Origin of the sequence: Pyrodictium delaneyi (assembly GCF_001412615.1) — an archaeon.
GTDB lineage: Archaea > Thermoproteota > Thermoprotei_A > Sulfolobales > Pyrodictiaceae > Pyrodictium > Pyrodictium delaneyi.
On the sequence record NZ_CP013011.1, the window covers coordinates 1,121,570 to 1,146,917 of the forward strand.

Sequence of the window (25,348 nt, forward strand, 5' to 3'; positions counted from 1 at the left end):
GCCCCTTTTTCTGGGGCTCGGCTCTGCATGGGGTCTATTGCTCACGCCTTCAATGGTCTGGCAACCACCCTTATCTTAGCTACGGTCTCTATCCATACCGCGACCACGTCTACCAAGCGCTTATCACCTCTACACTCTACATAGGCCATGTTGCGTGTAACCCTGGCCCGCGCTTTCCTGCATCCGAGAATCTCGGCAGCCTCTGCCACCTCATCGCTGCTAGGTGGCTTCGGGGCAGAGCCGCATGGCCCCCACCTGCATGCCCAGCACGCCAGCCCATGCGACACTATGTTGGCTGAGCAGCTGCTCGGCAGAACAGCTAGACCGTAGCGCCTAGCCACCTTCGCAGCAAGGTTCTTGAGGTCGGTTTCGCGTATAACCACCTGGTCGCGGCTATTCCGGGGCTGCCTCGGCAGCCTCCTCTCCATGAGGGATACGTCTACGACTCTCGATGCCCGGAGCCTACGTAAAATGCCGGGTGTAACCCTCAAGCTGCCAGGAACCATAGTCCGTATGCCTGCATCCCTAGCCCGCCGCATTATCTCGTCAAACTCCTTGTCGGTAACCCCGGGGATTATAGGTCGCAGGAACAATGTCACATGCATGCCTTTACGAGCTAGCTTGCTGGCGAAATCGAACCTCTCATCGGGGCTAGGAGCGCCAGGCTCAAGCACAGCGGCATAGTGTATAGTCGTTATCGATAATAGTACACTTATCCTGGGGTCAGCTTTTGACATGAATCTCTCTAGGTGCTCGCCGTCCAGCATCGATTTTGTAGAGATTTGCTGAGGGTTGCCTAGATAACGCCACGTGGCTTCTAAGTACTCTAGAGCCCTCTCTACAGTAGTCTTCATGAATGGTTCGGTGACAGATCCAAATGCCAGGAGGGTCCCCGGCTTGCCTGGCACAAAGTAGGGGTTGATGAGCAGAGCATAGACTAGCTGCAGGCCGGAGAGCGGATAAGGCTTGGGTCTTTGCGGGAATCCCATCTCAGGCACGTAGCAATAGAGGCAGCCAAAGTTACAGCCAATACCCGTATGAATGGTCATGCCGCAGGGTATAGGCCGGCGCCGTGCATGGTGATCCCTACGCGCTTCTTGCTGCTCTCTATCGCTTAGCTTGGACTCTAATTCGGCTGTTAGCCTCCGTTTCTCAGCTATAAGCCTCTCTACGAGGCTCGTAAGCTTCTTCAACCACTTACCCCTAATGAGTCACTAGAGCCAGACACACAGCTATTAGGCCCGATGGGGGATGGAAGTTATTGTGTCTCAAAGCTTCAGTATGATAAAATGGTCGGGCAAGCCGACGATACGTGTACGCAACACTATGGGCCAGCGACTGGAGGAGTTTAAGCCACTAAAGCCAGGCATAGTACGCATGTACGTATGTGGTCCTACAGTTTACGACTACACACACATTGGGCACGCGAGAACATATGTGGCCTTCGATGCCATAAAACGGTATCTTGTGCTACGCGGTTACCATGTTATACACGTGCAGAACATAACAGACATAGATGATAAGATAATCAATAGGGCACAGCGCGAGAACAGAGACTGGCGCGAAATAGTAGACGAGTATAGCCGCGACTACTTCGACATGCTGAAGAAGCTCAACATAAAGGTGCACATACACCCGCGCGTAACAGAACACATAAAGGAAATAATAGATTTCATACAAGGTCTGATAGACAAGGGTTATGCCTACGTAGCTCCGAGTGGTAGCGTATACTTCAACGTCGATGCATACCCAGAGTATGGTAGCCTAAGTGGTCGCTTCCATCCAGAAGACTGGCGGCAGGAAGAAGACGTATTACGCGAAAAGAAGAACCCCTATGACTTCGCTCTATGGAAGGCCTGGAAGCCTGGCGAGCCCTACTGGGAGGCCCCCTGGGGGCGCGGAAGGCCGGGCTGGCACATAGAGTGCAGCGTGATGTCTTCGAGATATCTTGGCGAGCAGTTCGACATTCACGGCGGAGGCCAGGACCTAATATTTCCACATCACGAGAACGAAAAGGCACAGAGCGAGGCCTACTTCAGCAAGAAGCCTTGGGTCAAATACTGGCTCCATACCGGGTATCTGACTATACGCGGCGAGAAAATGAGCAAAAGCCTAGGAAACATAATACCGTTCCGTGAAGCAGCTAAGAAATGGAACCCCAGCGTGCTACGAATGTGGCTCCTCAGCGCGCATTACCGCACTCAGCTAGATTTCAGTGAGGAATCGCTAGCACAAGCTGAAGCGAACCTACGCAGGATACGTGGCACAGTTTCAGAGCTTGCTAGAATGCTAGAGAGAGCCACACCTGAAGGTCGAATAAGCGACGACGAGCTAAAGGCTATCGAGGATACAAGTCACGCATACCTAGAATTCCATGAAGCTATGAGTAATGATTTCAATACAGCAGCAGCTCTAGCTTCCATACTCAAACTCACGAGACTGGTAAACAGCACCATCATACCCGGCGAATACTACACGGCAGGTATGCTAGCACTACGACTCTACGAGGAATTCAATAGCGTGTTCAGCGTCATAGACGACGTGTTATATGGCTCGGCTGCGCCTGGCGGCGAGACTGTAGAAAAACTAATAGAATTGATAGTCTCAGTGAGGCAGGAGCTGAGGAAACGCAGGATATACGATATAGCGGACAGTATAAGGTCTGAGTTGTCGCAGCTGGGTATAAGGCTCTATGATCATCCAGGCGGTAAGACGACTTGGCGTATAGAATAAGCAGTTGATCCAATAGGGTAATATCGTTGGCAGCTCTTGAATTTTCAAACATTGTTGGAGGCTATTCCTTTTCTTATTCTCTCGAGGGCTTCGTGCAGAAGTTTATCTCTCTCGAGCGGCTCTAGGCTCTGGTCGGAAACACCTCTGACATAGATATAGAATGTTCTTTGCCATGAACGTTGAAGCTCGTATGTAACTACGGGATTCCAGCCGGGGATAGGAAAGTCCAGCGATACTACTACTGTGCCTGGTTTCAGCTCGGCTTCGAGCTTGGGTCGGAGCTTCTGGTTAACGCTCGTAAGCAGGTACATGTATACTATATCAGCGTCTCTTAGTGGTACCTGGAAGAAATCAGCTTCAATAACCTCTACACGGTTTACGAGGTTGTGGTCTCTCACAAGCTTGCGAGCCTTCTCAACAAGGTCTTTTCTAAGCTCAATACACTTTATGCGCGCATGTGGAAATGCCTCGGCAAGTGCTACAGCTACGCGGCCATCCCCGCAACCTATATCGTATATAATGTCTCCACTTCTGGGTTGTAGTATAGTTATGAGAGTCTTTATGACTTCTTCACGTGTAGGGACCCATGGTACAGAGGGCTGATACCCAAGCCCAATCATGACTATATGCCTCCTACTGTCTCCAGCCTAGCTGGGCTCACATCGTGCGGGCTCCGAGAGGTTTAGAGACTCTGTACCTGCAATTATACCCGCTACGTCTAGTCCTCGTGTAAAAATTACCCTTATTAGCATCGCTTCAGACGTTACTATAGCACAGTCTCGGGGATACAATGGATACCCCGTCACTACACAATGGCGTCGCATCGAAACTCATACCGGCGGGTATAATCCTAGTATTCGTTGGTATATTGCTAGTGTTTGTAGGTGTATTCTACAGTATAATGCGTAATGCTGGCAAGGGCGAGTACGGTGGAGTTGTAGTGATAGGACCGCTGCCCATAGTATTCGGTTCGAGTAGTGAAGCAGTCAAAATTGCAGTGATAGGTGCAATTGTAATTATGGTTCTGGCTTTAATTATAATGCTGTTGCCTTTGCTAGCTGGTAGGAGTATTATGCCAACTAGGTAGAGATTTACTCAGCATAGTACTGTATCGCACAGTTTATTACTACATTGTCTTATAAGGGGTATGTGTTTCGAGGATATTGTGGGTGCAGTTAGTCCACTAGGTGTAGGCGGTGGCGGGGACTAGTATAGATGTACATGTAGAGAAACTACTGATGAAGGCAGATAGACAAGTACTTAGGATATTATCGCCGCGAGCGAGATGCATTATACTAGCTCTCCGGATGATTAGAATGGAGGGTACAAATATCGAGGAGTTGTTAATGCAAATAGAGAGTTATGGATTTAAATGTAATAAACTGGAAGATGCATTATATATGCTCTCGTATCACGACATTATAGAATGTGACGATAATTTGTGCAGGCTTACTGACGCTGGTATAGAGTTGTCTACGGCCTTACGAGAGTTTCTTGAGAATATGAGATCTCTGGCATATAACGTGGTGGATGGTGTAGCTACTGAAGATGATATCCTTGCCAGTCTTGTTACAGCATTTGCTAGCACTGTTGGCCTAATAGAATCGTATGCTGAGGAGCCCAGTTTAATGCCTCTATATCTATCTCTTCATATGTATATAACTGGATTGAGCACAGCTGTGCTTGCACAACTGGCTAGGGTGAGTGCCCAAGTTCTCGACACTGTGAAACGTTTCACCGAAGGATATGAAACTGAGTGAAACAGTCCACACTATTGTCTTGCTGTGTAGGTGGAGCCGTTATTCAACTCTACAACTTGTTTATGTTTTGCTTACAGAAATGCATCTTTTCTATTATTGAAATTGTTAATTTATATGTGTAGTGTATAGAGTAATACTTATCAAGAACGAACATGAACACTTGTTAACGGGGAGTAAGTTATGAGCCTAGACCTAAAGGTACTATACGAAGACGAAGAGCTAGTCTTAATGAAGGCACCAACAGACGAAGAGTTAGTAGAACTAGTATACAAGTTCATACGTAGTAAGGGACGGCCAGTAACATGGAAAGAACTCCGTGATGCATTCAGCGGTACAGCTGGCGAGGACAGGCTACGCAAAGCGCTAAGCCGGCTACGCATGCGCGGCGATATAGTAGAGCTGCGTGGAGGAAGGTATGCTACACCTGACATGCCTGGAGTACTAGAGGAGCTTGAGGAAAGAAGGCGTAGGAGGATGCTCCGCGAAGCTCTCAGTCTCGAATGGAAGCTATATGGACCGCCAAGGCGTAAGAAGAGTGTAAGGGCAACAAATTAGTATCAGCTAGATATATAGTGTGATAGAACTAAAAGCCACTGTCTCCGGTGTAGACGAGCATTTTTATGTAGAAATGTATGATTTATTTTCAAAGCCAACTTATACGGTTGTGTAGATGGACTATACTTAGAGCCAGAACTAGAAAAGCCATAGTTATCTAGCCTACAGACCTATAGATGCTAGCCAGTCTTTGTACCTCTGGGGTTGGGTGCATAGATGCCAGCCCGTAGACAAAGGCAGACAAATATTTCAGAAGTAGTTTTGCTGGCAAGGCCCAAGAAGCCCATGAAATTCTATGCCGATAATAAGGGTGGTATAGTGATACTTCGTGGAGAAGATGGCGCAATAGCTGTAGTGCCTGAGGATGAAGTATGCCGATTAGCAGAAAGGTTAAATCTCATAATAGTTGGATATAATTGTAAAAAACGTGGATAAGGTTAAGCTGTAAGACCCTTTTCTAGCGTATAAGGAGAGAAACGTACCTGCTGTGCGTAAGAGTGAAAAACTGAGCGATGAGGGCCCCTCCCCTTGAGAGGTTCCACGCGTAAGGGGTTCGGCGTGGCTGAAGAATAGTGGGGTGTAATAGCGATGGAGGTAGTTAGGAGAGAGCTGCAGGGACACAGTGTAGCTGAAGACTTTATCGTAGGTAAGCATGTTTATGGAAATCTCTATGGTGTTGACCCGGAGAGACTCTGGGATGAAGAGAGTCTGAAGAAGATAGTAGTGGAGGCGGCAAAGGTAGCAAATATGCACCTAGTAGAGCTAAAGTCCTGGAAGTTTACCGGCTATCATGGTGGTGTTTCTATAATCGCCTTAGTACTTGAGAGTCATATAGCGATACATACGTGGCCGGATTATGGCTATGCGACGGTCGATGTTTATACATGCGGAGCTCAAAGTGATCCTTGGAAAGCGTTCAACTACATAATAACTAGGCTGAAGCCTAAATACTACATAGTACACTATGCTGACCGTAGTAGTATACCTGGTGCAACGGAAAACGAGAGAAAGTAGAAAAGTGAAGTAAAACTAATGGGGTTTACTAAGAAGAAAGTGAATATAAAAGCAATTTCAATTAAATATACCCCGGCAAAAATACTCGTATTGTAGCAGCACTAATTGGATTAACAATTAATTAAAATTAGTTTCTGGTTAGGTTGCTCTTAAGCTTCTATGATCTTGATACTGGGTACTCCTCAGAGACGGCCGCGGCCTCTTCATCGCTCAAGTGCTCATTGAAACACGGCTCTTCATCGGATTATGTAAGGGTTAGATAATGGTATTCATCAACTAGTCTATATCATGTTGCTAACATACTGCAAAGCATCTAACAGTTCGTTGTTAACAATTTAAAGGGTTGCTATTCTAATCCAGCTTTGCGTGAGAACTCCATTATAGTCATTGTAAGTATCTTGTCGCCCTTTACACGGATTATAACGTCGTTTTCTGTTAATATGGCCTCGTCAGCCTCTTCATTTATATCTCCAAAGTGTATGTATAGTATATCACTTTGTCTATCGTATTCTAGCCATATTTTTTCGACATCCTCTATACAGAAGCTCTTTCTGCGGATTTCTCCCGAGTCCTTGTCTTGCATGGCTGTTCTCCGCGGCTACAGAGAATCCGGCCGAGGATAATGAAGCTCGCTGCCATGATAGACAATATCGTTGAAGCAAGTTGAAGCTCGGTCAGCATTCCTTCTTGCCCAGATATGCTTCGACTAGATCACGCTCCGTTATAATTGCACGTGCTAATCTCTCTTTGTCAACCAGTAGTAGTGCTCTCTCCGTTACAGCCAGTATGACATCTGCAGCATCAGATACAAGTGCAGTCTCATACTCCAGCATGGGGGCTGGTACGGAGTATGAAGCTAATGGTTCCAGAAGGGTTTCCTCAGTAGGACGTCTAGCTATAGTCATAAGTATTGACGACATTGTAGCCATATAGTATTCATCATCGATGCTGAGGGGTAGCCGGCGGAACCCTTTTTCATACATTGAACCAAGGGCTTCAATGAGAGGTTCGCTTGGATCGCCCATGACTATGTTGTGTGTTGCGTAGCATCGAGCGGGATCAAACCGCTCTACAAGTGATACAGCATAGTCTAGCTCTGTATAGGCCGTTACGAGCCGCCCCACTTCATCCACAACAGGTAAGAAGCCTATGTCGCGTTGTAGCATTATCTCAGCAGCTTCCTCTGGAGGTATCGTCCTACTTACTACGTAAGGCGGCTTGCTCACTATGTCATGTATACTAGCTTCTAGGGCAGCGCTGAAGTCAAACCTTTCCACAGTACCCGCTTCCTCGAATACATCTAATATGTGACGTGCTAGATCTTTTACAGACACTATGCCTACAAGCAGACCTTCATCATTTACTACAGCGGCGTGACTAATGCCTCGCGTGCCCATGAGACGGATTGCCTTTGCAATAGTAGTTGATGGGTCGAACATCTCGTAGAAACGTAGTGTCAGGCCGGGTACACCCAGTACCCAGACAAGTATAGCGTGGGGTGATTAGAATCCTTTTTCTTTCAGTTGTCCTATACTTAGATTTAACGGAATCGGGTGAGGCGTGATGGAAGAGGTACTCAAAGCGCATATAACAGAGGGGAAAGGGTACATAGACATACAACTCCATGTCAAGCCAGAGGCAGCGTTCACAGGACTCCGTATGGAGGCTGGAGAGCTTGTATTCTACACGGAGGAACCGCCGGTAGGAGGCCGCGCTAATGCCAGTATTGTACGCTTCTTCTCGAGGCTCTTCGGTATTTCTCCATCGATGGTTGATATAGTCTATGGAGCACGTAGCAGAACTAAACGTATACGCGTCAAGGGCGTAACGCTTGAGCAAGCCATGGAGAAGATTATCGAGGCTCTAAGAGAGGGTGAGAAGAGCTAGAGCCTATATCCTGCGGTTTTTACCCCGCGTTCTAGCCAGGGGGCTACGCGTTTTGCCAGAGCAGCCGTCGAGGAATGTATACGAGTCTGCGCCCCAGCGGGTGCTAAGCCGGGTAGTAGCAAGAGTACTCGAACAGCAAGGGGTTGAACTAGGACCCCGGGAGCGCCAAGAAATAGAGTATATCGTCGCGGAGTCGCCGCGCCCAGAGCTGGGGGACTATGGAATACCAGCAGCAAGGTATGCTAAACGCTACGGTATAGATCTGGACATCTTCTTCAAGAAGGCAACTGCCCTGCTGCAGCAAGAGCCCGTAGTCGCCGAGGCTAAACGGGTAGGCGGCTACCTGAACATAACCATAGACGTGGGCTATGCTGCTAAACTTGTCTTTGAGGCGGTTCGGGCAGAGGGTTTCGAGTATGGTCGTGTGAAGACAGAGAAACCGGAAAGGATAGTAGTTGAGCATACAAGTGCTAACCCTGTACATCCCCTCCATATAGGCCATGCGAGAAACGCGAGCTTGGGTGATTCCCTGGCTAGACTGCTCCGTGCGCGGGGCCACGTAGTGCAGACACGGTTCTACATAAACGACATGGGACGTCAAGTAGCGGTGCTAGCTTATGGCTACATAGCTGCGGGGCTGGACAAGCCGCCTAAGGATGTTAAGCCGGATCACTGGATAGGCCTAGTCTATGCGATAACACATACTTTGTCGGACATAGAGGAATTGAAGAAGCGGCTCGAGCAGTTGAAGCAGGAGGAGAAGTACGAGGAGTACCGCCAGCTCCTCCGTGAACTCGACGAGCTGGTGGCAACTGCGTCTAGGCTGCGGGAGCGCGACCCAGAGTTGTTCGAGCGAATAGCAGAGGCTCTAAAGGGTAAGGATCCGAGCCAAGAGATATCAAAGCTGATGCAGGTCTACGAATACCGCCAAGATCCGGAGAAAGTGGAGCTCGTCCGCAAAGTGGTCCAACTATGCCTCCAGGGCTTCCGTGAAACGCTCTCAAGGCTCGGCATAGAGATAGAGAAATGGGACTGGGAAAGCGAGCTAGCGTGGACAAGCATGGTATCCAAGATACTTGAGCAAGCTCGTAGTAGTCCCTATGCCACAGTACACAAGGGCGCGCTCGCCCTAAACCTGCAGCCCCTCCTACGCGACCCCGTGGTCCGGGAGCGTCTAGGCCTACCCGAGGATTACGAGATACCACCCCTAATACTCCAGAGGAGTGATGGCACAACACTATACACCACCAGAGACATAGCATACAGTATCAAGAAGTTCCGAGAGTTCAACGCCGATCGCGTATTCAATGTAATAGCCGCAGAGCAGAGACTAGAACAGCTACAAGTAAGGCTAGCACTCATAGCGCTCGGATACCGCCGTGAAGGACTAAACATGATACACTATGCCTACGAGATGGTGAACCTCCCCGGCCAGAAGATGAGCGGCCGGCGAGGACGCTACATAACCCTAGACGAGCTAATAGACCAAGCAGTAGCTATAGCCCGCCAAGAGGTAGAGAAGCGGAGCCCGGGCCTACCTGAAGAAGAAAAACAGAAGATAGCTGAGGCTGTAGGCACAGCAGCTGTACGTTACACTCTAGTATCAGTCTCCGCGCCCAAACCTATGACCTTTAACATCAACGAGGCTCTTAACTTCGAGCGCAACAGTGCCCCTTACATACTATACACACATGCTCGTGCAGCTAGCATCCTAGCAAAGGCCCGCGAGCGCGGCATACAGCTAGACTGGGACAGGATAGACTACAGTGCCGCCAACGAGAACATGCTCCGCCGTAGCCTGGTAATTCAAGCACTAGTCTACCCCTATGTCTTCGCTAAGGCTGCGGACGAGCAGCGCCCAGAACTAATAGTCGCATATCTAAACCGTCTAGCAGATATCTTCAACAGATGGTATACAAGTGGCGATAGCGTTGTAAACGAACAAGATCAAGGTAAACAGATGTTCAAGTTAGCATTAGTATACGCAGTCAAACAAATACTAGCAAACGCTCTAGACCTGCTAGGCATAAAAGCAATAGACCGGATGTGATAAAGCAATCTAAACGGCTAACCCCGGCCGAGAAAGGCGGGCCCGTAGCCTAGCCAGGATAGGGCGCCGGCCTTCGGAGCCGGTGGTCCGGGGTTCAAATCCCCGCGGGCCCGCCATGGCTACACATCTTCCCACAGATGGTTCTGCTCGGCATTGATTCTTCTCTTACAGATATCCGCGCATGGTTTTCGGGATAGTGTATAAGCTCTTGTTTCAGAGTTTTTGAAGATTACACGGAAATTAGATCCTTAGCGTGCTGAAGGCCCGAAGATTTGTGGCACAGTACTAATTTATCATATGCGAGGGGCTGTGTTTAAAATTGGTAAATCAAGCAGAACGAGAAATGGTGAGACCTTACCATGAAGCGGTTTCTACCTCTAGTTAGTGTATTTGCCCTTATAGTAGTAGGTATAGCGGCACTGCATGCCAGTTCAATGAGCAATGGTGCACCGCAGCTAAATTGTATTCAGTGCCACGTTGGTGCTGACAAGAACCCAGCTGATTTTGTCGTCGAAGGACTCCCCGACAAGTATGAGCCCGGCAAGACATACAAGATAACAATCAAGATAACGAAAGGGCCTGACTGTAGTGGTGGAGTAGCATGTGGCGGTTTTGCGGTGCAAGTGAATGCTGGCGAGCTCATAGTAACTGATGACAAGAATACATTCATATCTACAACACCTACTGGTGAAAAGCTGCTAACTCATACAAAGGACGGCTCTATGAAACGTGAATGGTCATTTGAATGGAAGGCTCCTGATACGGCAGAGCCAGTAACGTTCAAGATAGCCGTGATAGCGGCTAACGGAGACGGCAGTTTCAACGGTGATGCATACGCAGCTAAGGAGGTAACTGTTGAGCCTGCAGGAGGCCAGGCAGCGCCAACAACTACAACTAAGATAGTTACGGAAACAACGACAACTACAATGGTAACTACAACACCGGTTGGTACTACTACCGAGCATAACACAACACTAGCGATTGGCATAGCTATAGTAGTGTTCATCATTGTGGTTGGTGGCTATATACTACTGACAAGAAAGTAGAGGAATTAAAACTAGCTATTACTGAGCTTGTCATGTTACTATTTTTACTTGGGAATCAATGTTTTTGTAAAATGCAAATAATACTAGCTTCAGTCAAGTCGTCAGGGTTATTCTGTTAGGTTAAAGTTATGATTGGTACTATACTATTTTATAATACGATGATGATGGGGGCTTAAAATAATCCTAAGTTTAATGTTAGGGTGGAGGAAGATCTTGCCGAATGGTAAGAACGATAATGCTGTTGAGATAGTTTGTACGGGTGGACTAGTGTCGGAGAAATGTACAAGAAGAGTTGAGGTTCAGCTAAGTGAGACAAGTAATGTGATAAACTTAATTGAGAATATTTGGGCGGACGAACCGTCTAAACCAATATTACTTGTGGTTACTGCATTTAGCGGTTTTGGAAAGCTTATAAAGGAAATCAGCGAATCGGGAAGCAATCCGTTCCTTATCGAGGCTACTGGGATACCAGAAACTATGTTGTCCGGCTTACCGCTTGATACTGTAATTGAGTATTGGGCTGGCATGCTTACCGCGACTCTTACTGAGAGGAAAGGCGCAAAGCGGAGAAGCCCACGCGTCTCACGTCGTGAAGTCTTGCGTCGACTTTTCCTGATACCTCCTAAATATGTTATGTTGCCTCGATTGCGTTCTGTGGCAGTAAATTGTAGGCGGGACGATGTGTGTCCATTCTCAGCTCTAGAAGCAGGCAGGTTTGATGAAGACAAATGCCAGGGCTGTATGTTATGTGCTTGGACGTGCCCGGAGGCCGTTGAGGCTCCTCTTTGGACAGGTCCTTTAGGCCTCCTCTATGCCTACAGATTTATTGATAAATACGGGCTTGATGGTATCCTATTCATATGTCATCATAAGCTCGAACAGTTAGACAAATCGGCGGTAGAAGCTAGCCCAGCACGGCTACTCGCATTTCATGTGCCGTGTGTTAGTTGGCTTAGTCCCAGGCTGCTCGAGTCTCTAGTGAGTCTTGGCATCTACGTACAAGTGTATGCCGACAAAAATGTATGTGAAGAGTGTGGCTTGAAGCCTGCTGGGTTCAAGGCTATTGACATGCTTCGGGTTAATGGTGTTCATGTTAGTGAAAACTTAGCTGAGGCTGGTGCTGCAGCACTTACAGGATATATAAGACCTAAGAAGAGCCTTGAGGAAGTAATCGAACTAATGACAAAATCTCTCTACTCTGCTACATCATCGGAGAGTGCGACGAATCGAATTTCGTCGTGATACGTATTTCTTCTAGACCTATCTCTCTGAGTGGAAGCAGTTTTGAGGCTTTACCGACGGCTAGTACACAGTCTTTAACGGGTTCTCCATGGCTACCTTCTTTACAATATACTATGAGTTCTCTGTCTCGTCGGTCAACATGGATTATCTGAGGTTCGCCGGGGCCTAAGGTTTCGATCAGAGCTAACATACGTGAGTATTCGTGTTCCATGTTGTTAGCGTAGTCCTGGAGTATGTCTATAGCTTCTTTGCTATCATCTCCGAGGAGTGTAACTAGATTATCTCTACCTATTGCACTGAGCCTTTTCTCCAACAGCTCCCTTGGAGATCCAGGTCCCTCTACGAGAAAATGCAGGAGAGCAGCCAGTACTACTTCTTTGTTCGCGCCTAAGTGTGCTAGCCATGATACAGTCTCGCCGTAATGTAATCTGCCGTGACCATATTCATAGTTTGATGCAAGCGCTATTATCGGTGATAGTTTAGAGGCTCCTCTGGTTACTTGGAGTGACGCATAAAGACCGGTTAATCCTATTAAACCTTGTATTGAAGGTCTTAGCTTATTCTTATTATGGTATAGCTGCTCTAATACATTGGTAGCCTCCTTTAGGGCTTCAAGTGGCTTCTTCATGTTGCGATAGACCAAGTGTGAAGCTAGCGCTAAGAGGCACTGGCTAGGGTTCTTACCACAAACAATTATTGACGGGTCTGAGTCAAGTAGTACAGCTGCTGTATAGAGGCCTACAAGGTCAGCTCTTTCAGTTATTATGCTCTCCGCGGCGACATCATAGCCTAGAAACACATAGTCCCCATATATGTCTGCATAAAATTCGTCAAATAGTAATATTCTTCTACCAGGTTCAAGTATCTCGTCAAGGCCAGGCCCTACTATGAGTATATGATTGTTGTAGTGTGTTGTTCTAGGCATTCCGACCTATACCCCACTACGGTGTAATGCTAATTCCAGCCGATTAATGACAGCACGTTGTTATCCCCCTTATACTCTGGAGGCCCGAAACAATATGGGTGACCACTAAAATATTGGTTTGAATGTGCAGATTCCTATGGAGTCCTGAAGGGGTGTCTTTCTAGCGGCCCTTTCCACAAACTGCTAAGGGGGTTTGTATATTGCCGGATGAGACTCGCAGGGATGTGCTCAAAGCTATAGCCCTTGGTGCAGCACTAGCTGCTGTAGGTGGAGCAGTCACCTATTATGGTACTGGCAGGGAGAAGACAATATACGAAACTGTGACTAAGACACTCACAGAAACGTTGACGAAGACAGTAACCGAGACTGTAGCACCCGCCGAAACTACAACAAAGGCGGAAGAGACTAAGACAGCTAAACCCAAGCTGGCGGTAGTCCCTGTAGGCCCCTGCAGGTTCTGTGGAACAGGATGTGGTGTTCAAGCACAAGTAGTGCTCGACCCGGAGACTGGTATGGCTAAGGATATCATCGCATTAATGGGTATACCTACTTACCCCGTTAACAGAGGTGCTCTCTGTACCAAGGCATTCTATATACACAAGGCTATTGGTCGTGGTGGAAACAAGGAAGCATTCGAGCAGAGGCTTAAGAGGCCACTTGTAATCAAGGATTGGATAATACCTGGTAAGAATAGGCCGCCAATCACGCCTGAGGAAATACCAGAAGCTCCTAGGGTTAAGAATAAGCAGGTAAGCAAGAATGTTGACGCCACAGTGCCTACTGTGGAGCACATAAAGAAGAACTATGTTGAGGTAGACTGGGATACGGCTGTAAAATTCTTTACCGCTGTATTCAAGTATGCGCTACAGAAATATGGACCTCATAGTTTTGCCTACTACGGCAGCGGCCAGCTAGGTACAGAGGAAAGTTATGTAATAAACAAGCTCACGAAGGGTGGTATCCACACTAACAACCTTGACGGAAATCCACGAATGTGTATGGTTAGCGCTGTAGGCGGCTTCATAACCAGCTTTGGAGCCGACGAACCGGAAGTAAGCTATGATCATATTGATATACCAGAGCCGGATACAGGAACACATGCTGAGACATTCCTGCTAATAGGTACCAATACGGCAGAAGCGCATCCAATAGTCTTTGGTCGTATAGCTCAAGTCAAGCAGAAGAATCCAGACAAGATAAAGGTGATTCTAGCTGACCCACGTAAGACAAGAAGCGGTAGCATAGCTGATCTATGGCTCCCACTGCGTTGGAGTATGGATGTAGCATTCCTCCATACGCTAGCTCACATAGTGGTATACGACCTAGACGGTTGTAAGGTAGACGCTAAAACTGGTAAGGTTGAATGTAAGGGCGAGTACGTGGACATAAAGTGGTTGAAGCGCCATGCTGATTTTGCAATACCGACTACTACAGCTAAGACGTGGGCTCTCAAGGAATACAACAATAAGTACAACAATATGGGAGAGTTGAACAGAGTCTGGGACATGGGTACCACAGCGAGCAGTGCTGCAAACTATAAACTCTATCCAAGTGTTGGTAAGGAGTATAAGAGTGAGGATGAAATAGAGAGGGATTGGTGGAAGGGCTTTGCCCTTTACCTAAAGTTCCTCGAGCTGTACAAGCCAGAGATAATGGTAAAGATACTCTTTGGTGACGAAAAGCCGCTGATAAATAGGAAGACTGCAGAACAGCTCATCAAGGCTGGTGAACTCAGTCCAGAAAAAGTTAACATGGCTGGCAATGAACCGTTTGTCGAAATAGACCCTGTGGAAGCTATGAAGCTTGCTGCAAAGTGGATGGCCAAGCAGCGTCTCCTAGTCTTATGGACAATGGGCGTTAACCAGAAGATACAGGGTGTGCATAGTGTAAATGCCATACTGAACTTCCTAGCACTCACTGGACAAATAGGCAAGTATGGTGCTGGTGCGCTTAGCCTCACTGGCCAGCCTAATGCGTGTGGCGGTATCCGCGACCAAGGCGGTCTGGCACATGTACTACCCTATGGTAGACTCATAGCTCTCAAAGCTGCAAGAGAGCAAGTAGAGAACATCTGGAAGAAGCTAACCGAAGACTATCTCAGGGAACGCGGCTTCTCAGCCGACGCGATAAAGAAGGAGGTTGAAAAGGTCTACATTCATCCCGTGCCAGGTCCACACGTCGTAGAGATGTTCCGCCGTGTAAATGCTGGCCAGCTGAAGATAGTCTGGATAGCCGAGACGAACCCAGGTCATAGCTTGCCAAACGTATTCAAGTTCCGTGCTGGTATGGCCAAGCCGCATGACGATGATCCGGCATTCCCATTCATAGTAGTCCAGGACATATATCCAACAAGAACCACCGACCTGGCTGACCTAATATTCCCGGCAGCTGCATGGGGCGAAGAAGAATTCAAGTACGGTTGTACAGAGCGTCGCTATAGTGTGGCTAGATACATCATACCGCCACCTGGCGAAGCTGTAGGCGACCACATGATATTCGCCATGATCGGTAAGGCGCTGGAAGACGAAGGTCTAGTACCTAAGGGTATTGTGAGTGGATTCTTCCCCGAGGACGTAGATAAGGCCGCCAAGGCTGCTGGCAAGAGCTGGGTACAGTACGTTGTTGAAAAGAGCCGCGACAAGAAGTGGCATGAAGAGTTCCTCAACAGACTATGGGATCGCGACATACTAAGTCTAGCTAAGAATACCTACTACGACTTCAGCTATGTGAAGCGTGAAATGTTTAGGAAGATGATTAATGGCTTCCGCTGGCCGTGGCCTGAGCAGTACGCTACAAACCCGAGTGTGAAGATGCGTTACGACAAGTACGAGGCTGCTAGCAGGTATGCATACCCCTACGATCCATTAATGCCAGATCCCGAAGTGATCAAAAAGATGTACAATGATATAAAGGGTATGAATAGTGCTGAGGAAACTGAAGCGTATGTAAAGAAGCTAGATCCCAATGTAGTACATCCGGTACATAAGGCTAAGTGGCTAGGCAAACTATCGCACAATCCTGTACTTATGAAGTGGGTGCTCAAGCAGATAGTTGAAGAGATAGATGACCAGGCCTACAAGAAGGCGAGTAGAGTACCGGCAGACTGGTACGTAGTCTTCTATGCTAAGCCAACTGGCAGAATGACCATCTGGGCTAGGCCGTGGCTGCCAGTAATAGTAGACCATGAGAGTGGCGAGATAAAGATCAACAAGGAAGTGATAATTACTAAGGAGCAGCTAAGCGTAGATGATGTATTCAAGGGCAAGATATCGGTATTCAGCGAGCCCAAGGGACCATTCAAGATAATTGAGAAGCATACTGCAGTGCCTGCCAGCGGCGATCCAGAGAGAGGCTTACAAGTACTTGCAACAAAGACTTGGAGTGAGGCACTAAAGAGCAATTATGGTGACATAGAGGCTATCTTCGAAATAGCGTTAGCACCTGCAGAGGTGCCAGGCTTTGCCGTAAAATACAAACTTGATAACGGTCAAGTGGTAACTGTAAGAGACGCATCAGGCTACGAGCTAGTGGCTACTACTGGCCGTGTGGTAGAGCATTGGCACTCTGGCACTATGACAGGTAGGGTGCCAGAACTACGGCGTGTAAAGCCGGCGGCATACGTCGAGATACGCAAGGAGCTAGCTGAACAACTAGGTATTAAGGATGGTGACTGGGTGACGGTGGAAAGCCCACGTGGCAAGGTAACAGTCAAAGCGGTAGTACTGGACCCGAAGACAGGTCTAGGCGGCCCCAGGAAGGACTATGTATTCATACCATGGTTCGATGAAAACAAGCTAGTGAATGCACTAACGCTAGACAACTATGATGTACAGCCGTACTTCTTCCAGCCAGACTACAAGACATGTGCTGCTAGGATAAGAAAGGCAACAGCAGACGAAATACCTAAGAGCGAGACTCAGCAAACCGGCAAGCCCAACTACAGCATAAAGGTTTACTAAAATATTTCCATCCAATATTTTTATACTAATCTTTAACATTAATTGTTTTCTTGTAGGGCTACTATATGCTTTCTTCAATTATCCTATCCTAAAAAGAAAGGCGCGAGAAATATCACTTTATACTCCATAATTATCTCTAGACTAGTCAGTATTGTAGTATAGGTGTCTATTGAACTAAAGGAAGCAGATGGCAGTGTACGCAACATGGCATGTAGGGTTTGCCGAAAAATAGCGGTGAAGAGTTATTCGCTATACTCAAGAGTGCTTGCAACAGGGGGCTGAAGTATCTAGAAGTATGTTCATTAATGGTTTTGTAATAGTTTAGAAAATCGGATTGATTAGTCAGTTACACGCCAAAGGAACGTAATGGAGATGAGCTAAGTTCACATCCAAGAAGGCAGGTAATGAATTCAAGGAGGAGAACCGAATTGTCTAGGAGATCAGAGAGATGTGGGTTGACGCGAAGAGAATTCCTTCAAGCAGGCATACTGGTGGCGGCGGCTGCAGCGGTTTCTACTCCTAGGCTTGTTGCGGGTTTCGAGGCACCGCCGAGTCTAGATAATAACGATTCATACTATGAACCATTTCTCCTTGAAGGTGATGAGGATCGTATAGCCTACTATGAAGCACTAGGCTTTGTAGTTGAAGAAAACGGTAAGAAGTGTGTTGCGAATCCATTACTTCCTAATAAGTGTATGGTTTATACTAAACCATATAGGGATGATAGATTTCCTCTCCTTCCACCAGGTGCAACGGAGGACTTCTACAGGCGGTGTATACGTTGTGGTCTCTGCTACTTTGCGTGTAGCTACATGGGTTACCATGCCATACGTTTGGCGAGTTTGCGTGAGGGCCTCCATAAACTTGGTAGCCCCGCTGTCGACAATATGATTACATACCCGTGTACACTTTGTATGGAGTGCACCAAGGTTTGTCCTACTGGTGCGCTAAAAGAGATACCTAAGGAAGACGTGAAGATGGGCATAGCTTTGATAGATCCAGATCTCTGTTGGGCATGGAATAGTGGAGACTGTAAGAGCTGCGCTAAGGCTTGTCCCTTTGGCTCTGAGGTCTTTGAATTTACGTTCAATGAGTGGGGCGTGCATACAAGGGTCAACGCGGATAAGTGTAAGGGCTGTGGCCTATGTGTTCCGGCTTGTCCTATAGGCGGTTCGGCAATACATGTGCTCCCATTGGATGAATATGAACGAAGGATACGGAATTACAAGAATACGGGTATGAGTTATGATGACTACTTAAGGTTGATACTAGAGACAGAGCGGAATGACCCCTTCAAGGCCACTTGGAGGGCGGCTATAAACACAGATTATATTCAGAATGTGAGGGGAATCGAGGAAGAGAAAATAGCTACAGAACTAGGTGCAAGTGACATCAATGTAACTTCTGTGAGGAGGCATAAGGGGGATTAGACGCAACGTGAGAGGTGGGCATTGATGCCTCCACGTAGTAAGCTTGGTCGTAAGCTCTGGCTCAGCATACGTGGTATACCGCCTCGCGGCAAATATACCATAGCAAGAAGATTGTTGCAGGTAATAGTGCTTGGCCTCTTTGCTACGCAAATGTTGGTATCAGGGGCAATTATAGAAGGAAGTCTTGCCTCAAGCAGGGTCTTCCGAGCAATACCTATGATGGATTTATTAGCCTGGCTAGAACAAGCAGCAGCAACTCATAGCCCAACAATAGAGTCTGTTATTGCGGTACTAGTGGTATTTGCACTGTATAGTGTACTAGGCCGCTTCTTTTGCGGCTGGGTCTGCCCGATGGATCTCATCTTCAGTTTATTTGAGCGTAAGTTGTCAAGCACGAGGGCGCCACCGCTTACAAGGCCTCACCGTGCTGGTCTCGTCGAAAAAATCGTACCGCTAATAATGGTGATCGTGTATCTTGGGTTGTCGGTAGTGCTGGGTCAGCCATTCTTTACAACCATATCGCCAGTAGCAGGTGCCACGAAGCTAGGCTCGGTGCTGGTTGGTGTATTATACAACATACCCGGCGCCACAATAGGTCTGGCAATGGCGTGGGCCACGGTTACGGGCTTTGCGCTCATAGTGAACATAATTGCAGAGTATGTGTTCGGGATAAAGAGGTTCTGGTGTAGGTTCGTCTGCCCAATAGGTAATATATATGGGTACGTGATGAATCGCTACAGCCCGCTCCGTGTAAAGGTCATAAACAGGGAGAAGTGTCTTGGCTGCAACCTCTGTAGCATCTCTTGCCCTGTAAGCATAGATCTTCTAGAATATATACATGCAGGAAAGGATGTGATAGACTATAGATGCTTCCATTGTGGCCGTTGCGTCGAGGTATGTCCGCATGGTGTGCTAAAGTTTGGCTTCCGCTTCGGAAAAACACGTAGAACCTAAATATTAGAACTTAGAACGTAAATATCAGAAACAATAGTATCTCTTACACCAGATATGTTTTAGACTCTCTACACCGTAAAAGAACGCTACATACCGTATAAGGGGCCAGTCGTGCATGTGTGTAAGTAGGAGTAGGCAGAGCTAGAAGGTGAGTGTTGCTTTGGCATTCGCTGCAGGCTTCTTCCTCATAGCTCCTCACTATCGAGAGGAACCCAAGAGAAGTGAAGTAAAACGACATCTAGAAGGTCTTGGCTTCGAACTTTACGAGGTGAATAAGTCGTCATTTATTGTCTTCTACATCGAAGCGCCTAGCCCTAAGGCTCTGGAAGACGTTATCAAAACTGCAGAACAACATGATGGTGTTGCAAAAGCCTATATAGCATTCGGCTTCATGGGAGACAATAGTGTTAAGGAATGGATTAATGATGCGCTAGCTAGGGGTGAGCTAGAGTTGGATCAGTCCACGAAAGACTACATACGCGGCATACTGGCAAGGATAGCGCCCAATAGGGCTACAACATAGCTGTGAAAGCGATAGTAGATATGTCGAAGGTAACTAGACTAGAAAGGAATAGAGATTGGAGTATCCTAAACGCTTCTAAAGGCTGGTCTTAGTTCCATGAAGTCTGTGAGGTCAAGCTAGCACCTTATATTCGCAGATGTCTATGGGAGTATTCCTTTATTGGTTGTTGGTCTAGTCATGCTCTATAGCCTGGGGCGTTGTTATGGGTGCTCTGCAGCAAATTCTCCAAGAGACTTCTGGGGTTGTTGACGGGCTTCGCGCTTTTGAACTGATCTCGCTCTTGTCGCGGTTCCACCGCGTCCAAGGTAGCAATGAAGTGACAGTTGCAGGTGAGCATGTTGCTCATATGCTAGAGGAGCTAGGTGTAGAGGCGAGCCTGGAGAATTTCCGTGGTCCGTTGGGGCTTTACGAGCATTGGGGGTTCTGGGAGCCCCGAGGTTGGCGTCTTTACTCTGCTGTGCTTGAGAGAAAGCGGAGCGACGGTGCCTGGGAGACTATTGCGTCTACCAGGGAGACCTACTTGGTTGCAGTCGTACATTCGCCGCCCGGTATTGTGGAAGGCGAGGCTAGACTTGTAGGCAGTCCTGAGAACTATGGGGGTGAACAGATACCAGTTGTATCTAGCTTAGCATGGGAAGCTTACTACAAGCTTGTCGAGGCTGGCGCTGAGGCAGTGATAGCATTCCACGAGGGGCCCGGCGTTAGGTACTGGGGGCTTTATCCACCGTTCTTCCAGGAGCCTCCAAGTGTGCCGGCGGTGAGCATAGAGTACGGGAAAGCGCTCAAGCTAAACCGTGAGAGGATAAGAGTAAGGGTAGATGCAGAGTATCATACTTTTCCCGAGACACCGGTGCTCCTAGCCCGTGTAGGCAACGAGGGCGACCCCGCAGTACTGCTAGTGGCTCATCTTTGTCACCCAAGGCCCGGCGCTCATGATAATGCTAGTGGTGTAGCAGCCCTCGTAGAGATCATGGTCGCCCTCAAAGCTATGGAAGAGCGGCTGAAGGAGAACGGTATCTCAGTGATAGGTGTTGCAGCCCCAGAATGGACGGGGCTAGCAGCAGCCTTCACCCAGGGCCTCGTGGATGCTGATAATCTGTTAGCAGCTCTCAGCATAGACATGGTTGGAGCTAAACTAGACGTTGTTGGAGGAGTACTACAGCTAGTGGGGAGTCCGCCTCCTCTCATATCTCTGCTCGATCCAGTGCTGGATGCAGCCCTCTCATCGAGCGTCGAGGGACCCTATGCCGGTCTAAGAGAGTACGAGTGGGGTAGCGATCACGACGTAGCAATAGGAATGGGGATACCGGGCTCGCTTGTCAATGAATGGCCCGACCGCTTTTACCACTCTAGCCTCGATACGCCGGATAACTTGTCGCCATGGAGGCTAGTAGCTATAGCCAGGGCAGTGGCATCAGCTATAGTGGTTCTCGGAGAAAGGCTTGACAAGGTACTAGAGGCAGCTAAGGCAAGCACCTCCGCATACGTATACAGGGCATCAGTATCAGATGCGTTGGCAGAAGGCTCCGCCCTAGAGGCTGCGCGTAAGCTGGCAGAATACTCTAGAGCATACCTCGAATCGATCCGCCGCGTATTAAGAGGCGGTGAAGCCGAGCAGCTGTGGAGCCGAGACATAGATGTTGCTATAAGGCCTCCAATAACTCGGACTTTCCTCTACCTACGCGGCGGCGAGGCCGGCAAGAAGATACTAGGGCTCGACGAACGGGAGAGGGGCGGAATAAAGGCAATGATGACTATTGCGGCGGCGACAGGCAGCATGGAGATAGCAAAGCTATACTATCAGATGAAGACTGGAAAACCGTCTCGCGAGGAACTGGTAGAGTTAGCGAAAAGAGTACTAACAGCCGAACACAATTAGCAGTTGACTTCGTAGCCCAGCAACCTAGCAGCTTCACATAAGGTTACTATGGTGTATCCTTCCCTACGCAGAAGGACTATTAGCTTTCTTAGAAGCTCTAACGCAGCGTCTCCAGTGTTAAAACGGCAGTCGAACCGGACCAGCTCATTGCGCATGTCCACGTACTCCCAGGGATGAGCAAAGTACACCAATGGCGGTGTCAGCCTCTTATGGATAAACTGCTGTAGCAGCCAAGGTAAGCGTAGCACGGAGGAGGTAACCGAAACTGGTATACGTACAATCCTCCCAACTCTGCGCACCACTCGCGGAAATGGTGGTTTATATCTGGCCAGAGAGGAGTCTACAGAGTAGCCTAATTTTTCCAAGACAGGAAGCAGCTCGTCGGGGAGCTGGAGATTCGGTGCACGAAACGAACGTACCATGCCAAACCTGCTTAGCACAGCTGTTGCCTTCTCGAGGAGATAACTAGCTTCGAAGAGGCTAAGCTTATCGAGACGCTCATGCATGTAGCCATGGGAACCCAGTTCATGACCTTCGTCGACAACTCGGCGGGCTAGGCGGGGAAAGAGCTGCGCCATCTCAGCAGTAAAGAAGAATGTTGCCTTGACCCTCTCTTCAGCCAGTAAGTCGAGTATGCGTGGCAGCCCCCTCTCCATCCCCCTAGTAGAGGATAGATAAGGCGGACAATCTTGCTCAACATCGAAGCTTAATACAGCAATTTTCAGCGTCAACCCCGGATCCACCGCCACAATCGGTATAGGAGATAGCGTTTATCGCTCCCAGAAGCAGCATCTATGGTAGCTCGGTATATTTCCAGTATGCTTCGGGCTACTTTTTCCCATGAGAAGTGACTTGCTACGTGTGCTGGGGCATTATGCGACAGCCGAGCATGAAGATCACTATTAAGGGCAATTTCGGTAATCCTCGCTGAGGCTTCTTCATCGCTTTCGACAAGAAATCCAGTAATTCCGTCAGCTACAACATCGCTAACACCGCTCTCCTTAAACCCTATGACGGGAACACCGCAGGCCATAGCTTCAAGAGCAGTTATTGAAAAAGCCTCGAGTCTAGCAGGCACTATAGCTACATCAGTGGCCCAGTATATCTCGCGCAGCTGCGGTCTCTCAACAAAGCCAAGTACCTTTACGTCGATGTAGTTACTATACTTGCGGGCTTCATCCTTGACTAATTCTGCTAATGGTCCATCGCCTACGATAACGACATGAAGACGCTTGGCAGCACGTTTAGCAGCTTCAGCTACTATTCGTGGCACTACGTGTATCCTCTTGCGTTTAGTGAACCGGCCTACAGCAAGAACTGTAAACCGATCCTCCGGTATCCCCAGCATCCTCCGAGCTCGGGCCCGTTCTTCGGCTTCTGGTGGCCTCCAGAATGATGGATCTACAGCATTGGGGACAATATAGAGTGGATGGCCATTAATATTAAGCAGTCTGCGCGTATCCTCCGCAACTCTTCGGCTCACAGCAACAAATGCATCTACGCGTTTGAGAAAATAACGAAGCATATAGGCTATGGGTATTGTCGATAAACGCCAACTGAAAAGCGAATGATTAGTAGCGACAACAGGTACATCGCGAATACCTCTCGAGAGATTAGCTATAGCTATTGCCAAGGGAGAATAGATGCTGTGGATATGTGTAATATCAAAGCCTATCTTCTTGAAGATGCGATTAGCCTCTAGGAGCGAGCCCGGGCCTAGGCTTATATGTGCAGACTTGAGATAAATAGCCCCCTTAAGCCTGTGGACATGGTAAGGGAAGTCATCGCTGTAAGGCTTGAAAGGTCTATAATCGTGAGTAAAGACGTGAGGCTCATGCCCCATTCTTTGGAGGTTGAGTGCCAGTTCATGAATATGAGTCTCTATGCCGCCTATCTTGGGGTAAAACCAGTCTGACGCCAACGCGATCTTAAGAGGGTCCAAGCCTGTGGGCCTCCGCCGGCGATTATGACGAGGAGTCCAATTAGCGATGCGAAACCGTAGGAGATAAGCCTCTCTATCATAACTGTAGCTAGGGCTACGCTCGGTGATGCACCTAAGGCTATGAAGACGGCTGTAAGTCCACCCTCTACGATGCCGATGCCGCCAGGTGTAACAGCGAGCAAGCCTACGACTAAGTACATCACTGAGGCCAGCGCAAAACGTAGAGGTGGAGCTTCCCAGCCGACAGCTAATGCAGCTGTATAGAGTCTTAGAACGTCAAGAATCCAGACAATAGAGCTAAGAACAACAGTAACAATGAAGAGACTACGGTCTTTAACTAGCCGCTTTATGGATACGCTTGAGTCTAAGTTATCTCCGAAGCCAAGCTTTCTAGCTGCTATGGCTAGAATTTTATCCCAGTACTTAACGCCTATGGCAACACCTGCAACTATCAAGAAGAACTCTACAATGATTCCGATAGGTTTATCGCCAGCAACTAGGGCCTCAAATATGGCAATAGCTGCTAAGGATATCACGGGTACTGATTCACATATACGTTCGAAAGCTACTGTATTTAGTAACTTGATCATCGGTGTACCTGTCTTAATATAGGCATATGCTATTCTCATCAATTCTCCGCCTGCACGTGCACTCGGAGTTATATTATTAACAAGTATAGAGGCAAGATACGCAGCAAAGGAGTCCCTGAATCTGAGCTTTACACCAACTTTGCGTAGTACGACAATCCAGCGGACAGCATAAATAGATACAGATGTGATATAGAGAACTAATGTAAGCAAGACGTACCTTATGTCAGCGCGTGAGAGAACTTGAAGTGAGCCCGATAACCATTCAGGCACCTCCAGGGTGTTTCACCGGTACAAACAATATTAGCTCAGTTATGTTAGCAAAGCATGATATATGCCATATGCATAGACTTGGCAAATACTACTTATCAATATCGTAATTGCATATTACTAGATCCTAATTATAACCGCTCTGGGCACGTCATCATACAGTATAACTTCTAGCTTGGCCTCTATGCCAGCTGCTGCAAGCCTTTCTAGAGCCTTCTTCGTGTTCTGTAGCCGGGTTATCTTATTATTAATAGCTTCAGCCAATTCCTCCATTACGCGGAGCTCCGTCGACGGTGATGGGTTAATAGCTATTACAACTTTCTCTATTTCTACAACGGTTTCTGGTGTTGAGACATTCTCTGCAGGCTTTCCGGTTAGTGATGCAATTAATGCGCGCAGCCTCTGATCCTGCTCGCTTTTAGCCCTAAGCTCTTCAATAAGACGTAGCAGCTCGCCGAGCTTTCGTCTTAGCTCAGACATTTGCGAGTCTATATATTTGAGAAGTTCTTGCGGAGAGCTAAACTCCTTTATGCCAATGACCATCTTCTTTGCACCTCATTTATATAGTAGTGGGGAAACGCGAGTTAGGCCA

General features: G+C 47.9%; 24 protein-coding genes and 1 tRNA gene. 16 read left to right on the plus strand and 9 right to left on the minus strand.

Features of this window, described 5'->3' with window-relative positions; translation table 11 throughout:
* Window positions 1–41: 41 nt before the first annotated feature.
* Entirely contained in the window at window positions 42–1,193 is a 1,152-nt protein-coding gene (locus Pyrde_RS05775; RefSeq protein ID WP_082419507.1) for a radical SAM protein, read from the minus strand.
* An 88-nt stretch (window positions 1,194–1,281) separates the two neighbouring features.
* On the opposite strand from Pyrde_RS05775, the gene cysS reads away from it, so the two are divergent.
* Complete coding sequence (gene cysS, locus Pyrde_RS05780; RefSeq protein WP_055408988.1) at window positions 1,282–2,733, plus strand: cysteine--tRNA ligase; 1,452 nt, start codon at window positions 1,282–1,284, stop codon at window positions 2,731–2,733.
* Window positions 2,734–2,777: 44 nt separating this feature from the next.
* Here cysS and Pyrde_RS05785 read toward each other — a convergent pair whose 3' ends face one another.
* Window positions 2,778–3,353 (minus strand): class I SAM-dependent methyltransferase, encoded by a 576-nt coding sequence (locus Pyrde_RS05785; RefSeq protein ID WP_082419508.1) that lies wholly within the window; start codon window positions 3,351–3,353, stop codon window positions 2,778–2,780.
* Window positions 3,354–3,523: 170 nt separating this feature from the next.
* On the opposite strand from Pyrde_RS05785, the gene Pyrde_RS05790 reads away from it, so the two are divergent.
* The 5 genes from Pyrde_RS05790 to speD all read left to right on the plus strand — a co-directional run bounded on the left by Pyrde_RS05790 (window position 3,524) and on the right by speD (window position 6,062).
* Window positions 3,524–3,820 carry a TIGR00304 family membrane protein gene (locus tag Pyrde_RS05790; protein WP_055408990.1) on the plus strand — a complete coding sequence of 99 codons (297 nt, stop codon included), beginning with the start codon at window positions 3,524–3,526 and terminating at the stop codon, window positions 3,818–3,820.
* A gap of 109 nt (window positions 3,821–3,929) precedes the next feature.
* The gene (locus tag Pyrde_RS05795; RefSeq protein ID WP_055408992.1) at window positions 3,930–4,493 is read left to right on the plus strand and encodes a hypothetical protein; all 564 of its coding nucleotides are present in this window, start codon (window positions 3,930–3,932) and stop codon (window positions 4,491–4,493) included.
* Between the two features lie 180 nt (window positions 4,494–4,673).
* Window positions 4,674–5,048: a hypothetical protein gene (locus tag Pyrde_RS05800; RefSeq protein ID WP_055408994.1), complete on the plus strand. Its 375-nt coding sequence runs from the start codon at window positions 4,674–4,676 to the stop codon at window positions 5,046–5,048.
* 216 nt (window positions 5,049–5,264) lie between these two features.
* Window positions 5,265–5,483 (plus strand): hypothetical protein, encoded by a 219-nt coding sequence (locus Pyrde_RS10660; RefSeq protein WP_143522080.1) that lies wholly within the window; start codon window positions 5,265–5,267, stop codon window positions 5,481–5,483.
* Between the two features lie 153 nt (window positions 5,484–5,636).
* A complete protein-coding gene (speD, locus tag Pyrde_RS05805) occupies window positions 5,637–6,062 on the plus strand; it encodes an adenosylmethionine decarboxylase (RefSeq protein ID WP_055408996.1) in 426 nt (141 codons plus the stop codon).
* 346 nt (window positions 6,063–6,408) lie between these two features.
* Here speD and Pyrde_RS05810 read toward each other — a convergent pair whose 3' ends face one another.
* A complete protein-coding gene (locus Pyrde_RS05810) occupies window positions 6,409–6,645 on the minus strand; it encodes a DUF2283 domain-containing protein (protein ID WP_055408998.1) in 237 nt (78 codons plus the stop codon).
* 91 nt (window positions 6,646–6,736) lie between these two features.
* Window positions 6,737–7,501 (minus strand): CBS domain-containing protein, encoded by a 765-nt coding sequence (locus Pyrde_RS05815; protein ID WP_055409000.1) that lies wholly within the window; start codon window positions 7,499–7,501, stop codon window positions 6,737–6,739.
* 124 nt (window positions 7,502–7,625) lie between these two features.
* Between Pyrde_RS05815 and Pyrde_RS05820 the strand changes: the two genes are divergently transcribed.
* The 5 genes from Pyrde_RS05820 to Pyrde_RS05840 all read left to right on the plus strand — a co-directional run bounded on the left by Pyrde_RS05820 (window position 7,626) and on the right by Pyrde_RS05840 (window position 12,287).
* Complete coding sequence (locus Pyrde_RS05820) at window positions 7,626–7,949, plus strand: DUF167 domain-containing protein (RefSeq protein ID WP_055409002.1); 324 nt, start codon at window positions 7,626–7,628, stop codon at window positions 7,947–7,949.
* 52 nt (window positions 7,950–8,001) lie between these two features.
* Window positions 8,002–9,999, plus strand: coding sequence for an arginine--tRNA ligase (locus Pyrde_RS05825; RefSeq protein ID WP_055409004.1), 1,998 nt, complete (start codon window positions 8,002–8,004; stop codon window positions 9,997–9,999).
* A 38-nt stretch (window positions 10,000–10,037) separates the two neighbouring features.
* Window positions 10,038–10,115 (plus strand) — tRNA-Arg (locus tag Pyrde_RS05830).
* A gap of 243 nt (window positions 10,116–10,358) precedes the next feature.
* The gene (locus tag Pyrde_RS05835) at window positions 10,359–11,045 is read left to right on the plus strand and encodes a Reeler domain-containing protein (protein WP_055409006.1); all 687 of its coding nucleotides are present in this window, start codon (window positions 10,359–10,361) and stop codon (window positions 11,043–11,045) included.
* A 213-nt stretch (window positions 11,046–11,258) separates the two neighbouring features.
* Window positions 11,259–12,287, plus strand: a complete 1,029-nt coding sequence (locus Pyrde_RS05840; protein WP_180385441.1) for an ATP-binding protein — start codon at window positions 11,259–11,261, stop codon at window positions 12,285–12,287.
* On the opposite strand, the gene Pyrde_RS05845 is transcribed toward Pyrde_RS05840, so the two are convergent.
* Window positions 12,247–13,212, minus strand: a complete 966-nt coding sequence (locus Pyrde_RS05845) for a hypothetical protein (protein WP_055409010.1) — start codon at window positions 13,210–13,212, stop codon at window positions 12,247–12,249. The genes Pyrde_RS05840 and Pyrde_RS05845 overlap by 41 nt on opposite strands.
* A 200-nt stretch (window positions 13,213–13,412) precedes the next feature.
* Here Pyrde_RS05845 and Pyrde_RS05850 point away from each other — a divergent pair, with 200 nt between their 5' ends.
* The 5 genes from Pyrde_RS05850 to Pyrde_RS05870 all read left to right on the plus strand — a co-directional run bounded on the left by Pyrde_RS05850 (window position 13,413) and on the right by Pyrde_RS05870 (window position 21,957).
* Window positions 13,413–17,171 carry a molybdopterin oxidoreductase family protein gene (locus Pyrde_RS05850; protein ID WP_055409012.1) on the plus strand — a complete coding sequence of 1,253 codons (3,759 nt, stop codon included), beginning with the start codon at window positions 13,413–13,415 and terminating at the stop codon, window positions 17,169–17,171.
* Window positions 17,172–17,599: 428 nt separating this feature from the next.
* A complete protein-coding gene (locus Pyrde_RS05855) occupies window positions 17,600–18,601 on the plus strand; it encodes a 4Fe-4S dicluster domain-containing protein (protein WP_231656696.1) in 1,002 nt (333 codons plus the stop codon).
* 24 nt (window positions 18,602–18,625) lie between these two features.
* Complete coding sequence (locus tag Pyrde_RS05860) at window positions 18,626–19,555, plus strand: 4Fe-4S binding protein (RefSeq protein ID WP_055410802.1); 930 nt, start codon at window positions 18,626–18,628, stop codon at window positions 19,553–19,555.
* 160 nt (window positions 19,556–19,715) lie between these two features.
* Window positions 19,716–20,078, plus strand: a complete 363-nt coding sequence (locus Pyrde_RS05865; RefSeq protein WP_055409016.1) for a hypothetical protein — start codon at window positions 19,716–19,718, stop codon at window positions 20,076–20,078.
* A gap of 202 nt (window positions 20,079–20,280) precedes the next feature.
* Window positions 20,281–21,957 carry a M28 family peptidase gene (locus Pyrde_RS05870; RefSeq protein ID WP_082419509.1) on the plus strand — a complete coding sequence of 559 codons (1,677 nt, stop codon included), beginning with the start codon at window positions 20,281–20,283 and terminating at the stop codon, window positions 21,955–21,957.
* Here Pyrde_RS05870 and Pyrde_RS05875 read toward each other — a convergent pair.
* From Pyrde_RS05875 to Pyrde_RS05890, 4 genes are all read right to left on the minus strand, one after another.
* Entirely contained in the window at window positions 21,954–22,688 is a 735-nt protein-coding gene (locus Pyrde_RS05875; RefSeq protein WP_219336915.1) for a polysaccharide deacetylase family protein, read from the minus strand. The two genes, Pyrde_RS05870 and Pyrde_RS05875, sit on opposite strands and share 4 nt — an antisense overlap.
* A complete protein-coding gene (locus Pyrde_RS05880; RefSeq protein ID WP_156328019.1) occupies window positions 22,685–23,899 on the minus strand; it encodes a glycosyltransferase family 4 protein in 1,215 nt (404 codons plus the stop codon). The genes Pyrde_RS05875 and Pyrde_RS05880 overlap by 4 nt, the downstream gene beginning before the upstream one ends.
* Window positions 23,848–24,759 (minus strand): lysylphosphatidylglycerol synthase transmembrane domain-containing protein, encoded by a 912-nt coding sequence (locus tag Pyrde_RS05885; protein ID WP_180385440.1) that lies wholly within the window; start codon window positions 24,757–24,759, stop codon window positions 23,848–23,850. The genes Pyrde_RS05880 and Pyrde_RS05885 overlap by 52 nt, the downstream gene beginning before the upstream one ends.
* 117 nt (window positions 24,760–24,876) lie before the next feature.
* Window positions 24,877–25,299 carry a hypothetical protein gene (locus Pyrde_RS05890; protein ID WP_055409023.1) on the minus strand — a complete coding sequence of 141 codons (423 nt, stop codon included), beginning with the start codon at window positions 25,297–25,299 and terminating at the stop codon, window positions 24,877–24,879.
* Window positions 25,300–25,348 lie beyond the last annotated feature (49 nt).

Coding starts and splice junctions, on each gene's coding strand:
- Pyrde_RS05800 (WP_055408994.1), top strand. CDS start 4,674: ATGAGCCTAGACCTAAAGGTACTATACGAAGACGAAGAGCTAGTCTTA.
- Pyrde_RS05860 (WP_055410802.1), top strand. CDS start 18,626: ATGCCTCCACGTAGTAAGCTTGGTCGTAAGCTCTGGCTCAGCATACGT.
- Pyrde_RS05790 (WP_055408990.1), top strand. CDS start 3,524: ATGGATACCCCGTCACTACACAATGGCGTCGCATCGAAACTCATACCG.
- Pyrde_RS05785 (WP_082419508.1), bottom strand. CDS start 3,353: ATGATTGGGCTTGGGTATCAGCCCTCTGTACCATGGGTCCCTACACGT.
- Pyrde_RS05815 (WP_055409000.1), bottom strand. CDS start 7,501: ATGTTCGACCCATCAACTACTATTGCAAAGGCAATCCGTCTCATGGGC.
- speD (WP_055408996.1), top strand. CDS start 5,637: ATGGAGGTAGTTAGGAGAGAGCTGCAGGGACACAGTGTAGCTGAAGAC.
- Pyrde_RS10660 (WP_143522080.1), top strand. CDS start 5,265: ATGCCAGCCCGTAGACAAAGGCAGACAAATATTTCAGAAGTAGTTTTG.
- Pyrde_RS05835 (WP_055409006.1), top strand. CDS start 10,359: ATGAAGCGGTTTCTACCTCTAGTTAGTGTATTTGCCCTTATAGTAGTA.
- Pyrde_RS05810 (WP_055408998.1), bottom strand. CDS start 6,645: ATGCAAGACAAGGACTCGGGAGAAATCCGCAGAAAGAGCTTCTGTATA.
- cysS (WP_055408988.1), top strand. CDS start 1,282: ATGATAAAATGGTCGGGCAAGCCGACGATACGTGTACGCAACACTATG.
- Pyrde_RS05870 (WP_082419509.1), top strand. CDS start 20,281: ATGGGTGCTCTGCAGCAAATTCTCCAAGAGACTTCTGGGGTTGTTGAC.
- Pyrde_RS05820 (WP_055409002.1), top strand. CDS start 7,626: ATGGAAGAGGTACTCAAAGCGCATATAACAGAGGGGAAAGGGTACATA.
- Pyrde_RS05890 (WP_055409023.1), bottom strand. CDS start 25,299: ATGGTCATTGGCATAAAGGAGTTTAGCTCTCCGCAAGAACTTCTCAAA.
- Pyrde_RS05845 (WP_055409010.1), bottom strand. CDS start 13,212: ATGCCTAGAACAACACACTACAACAATCATATACTCATAGTAGGGCCT.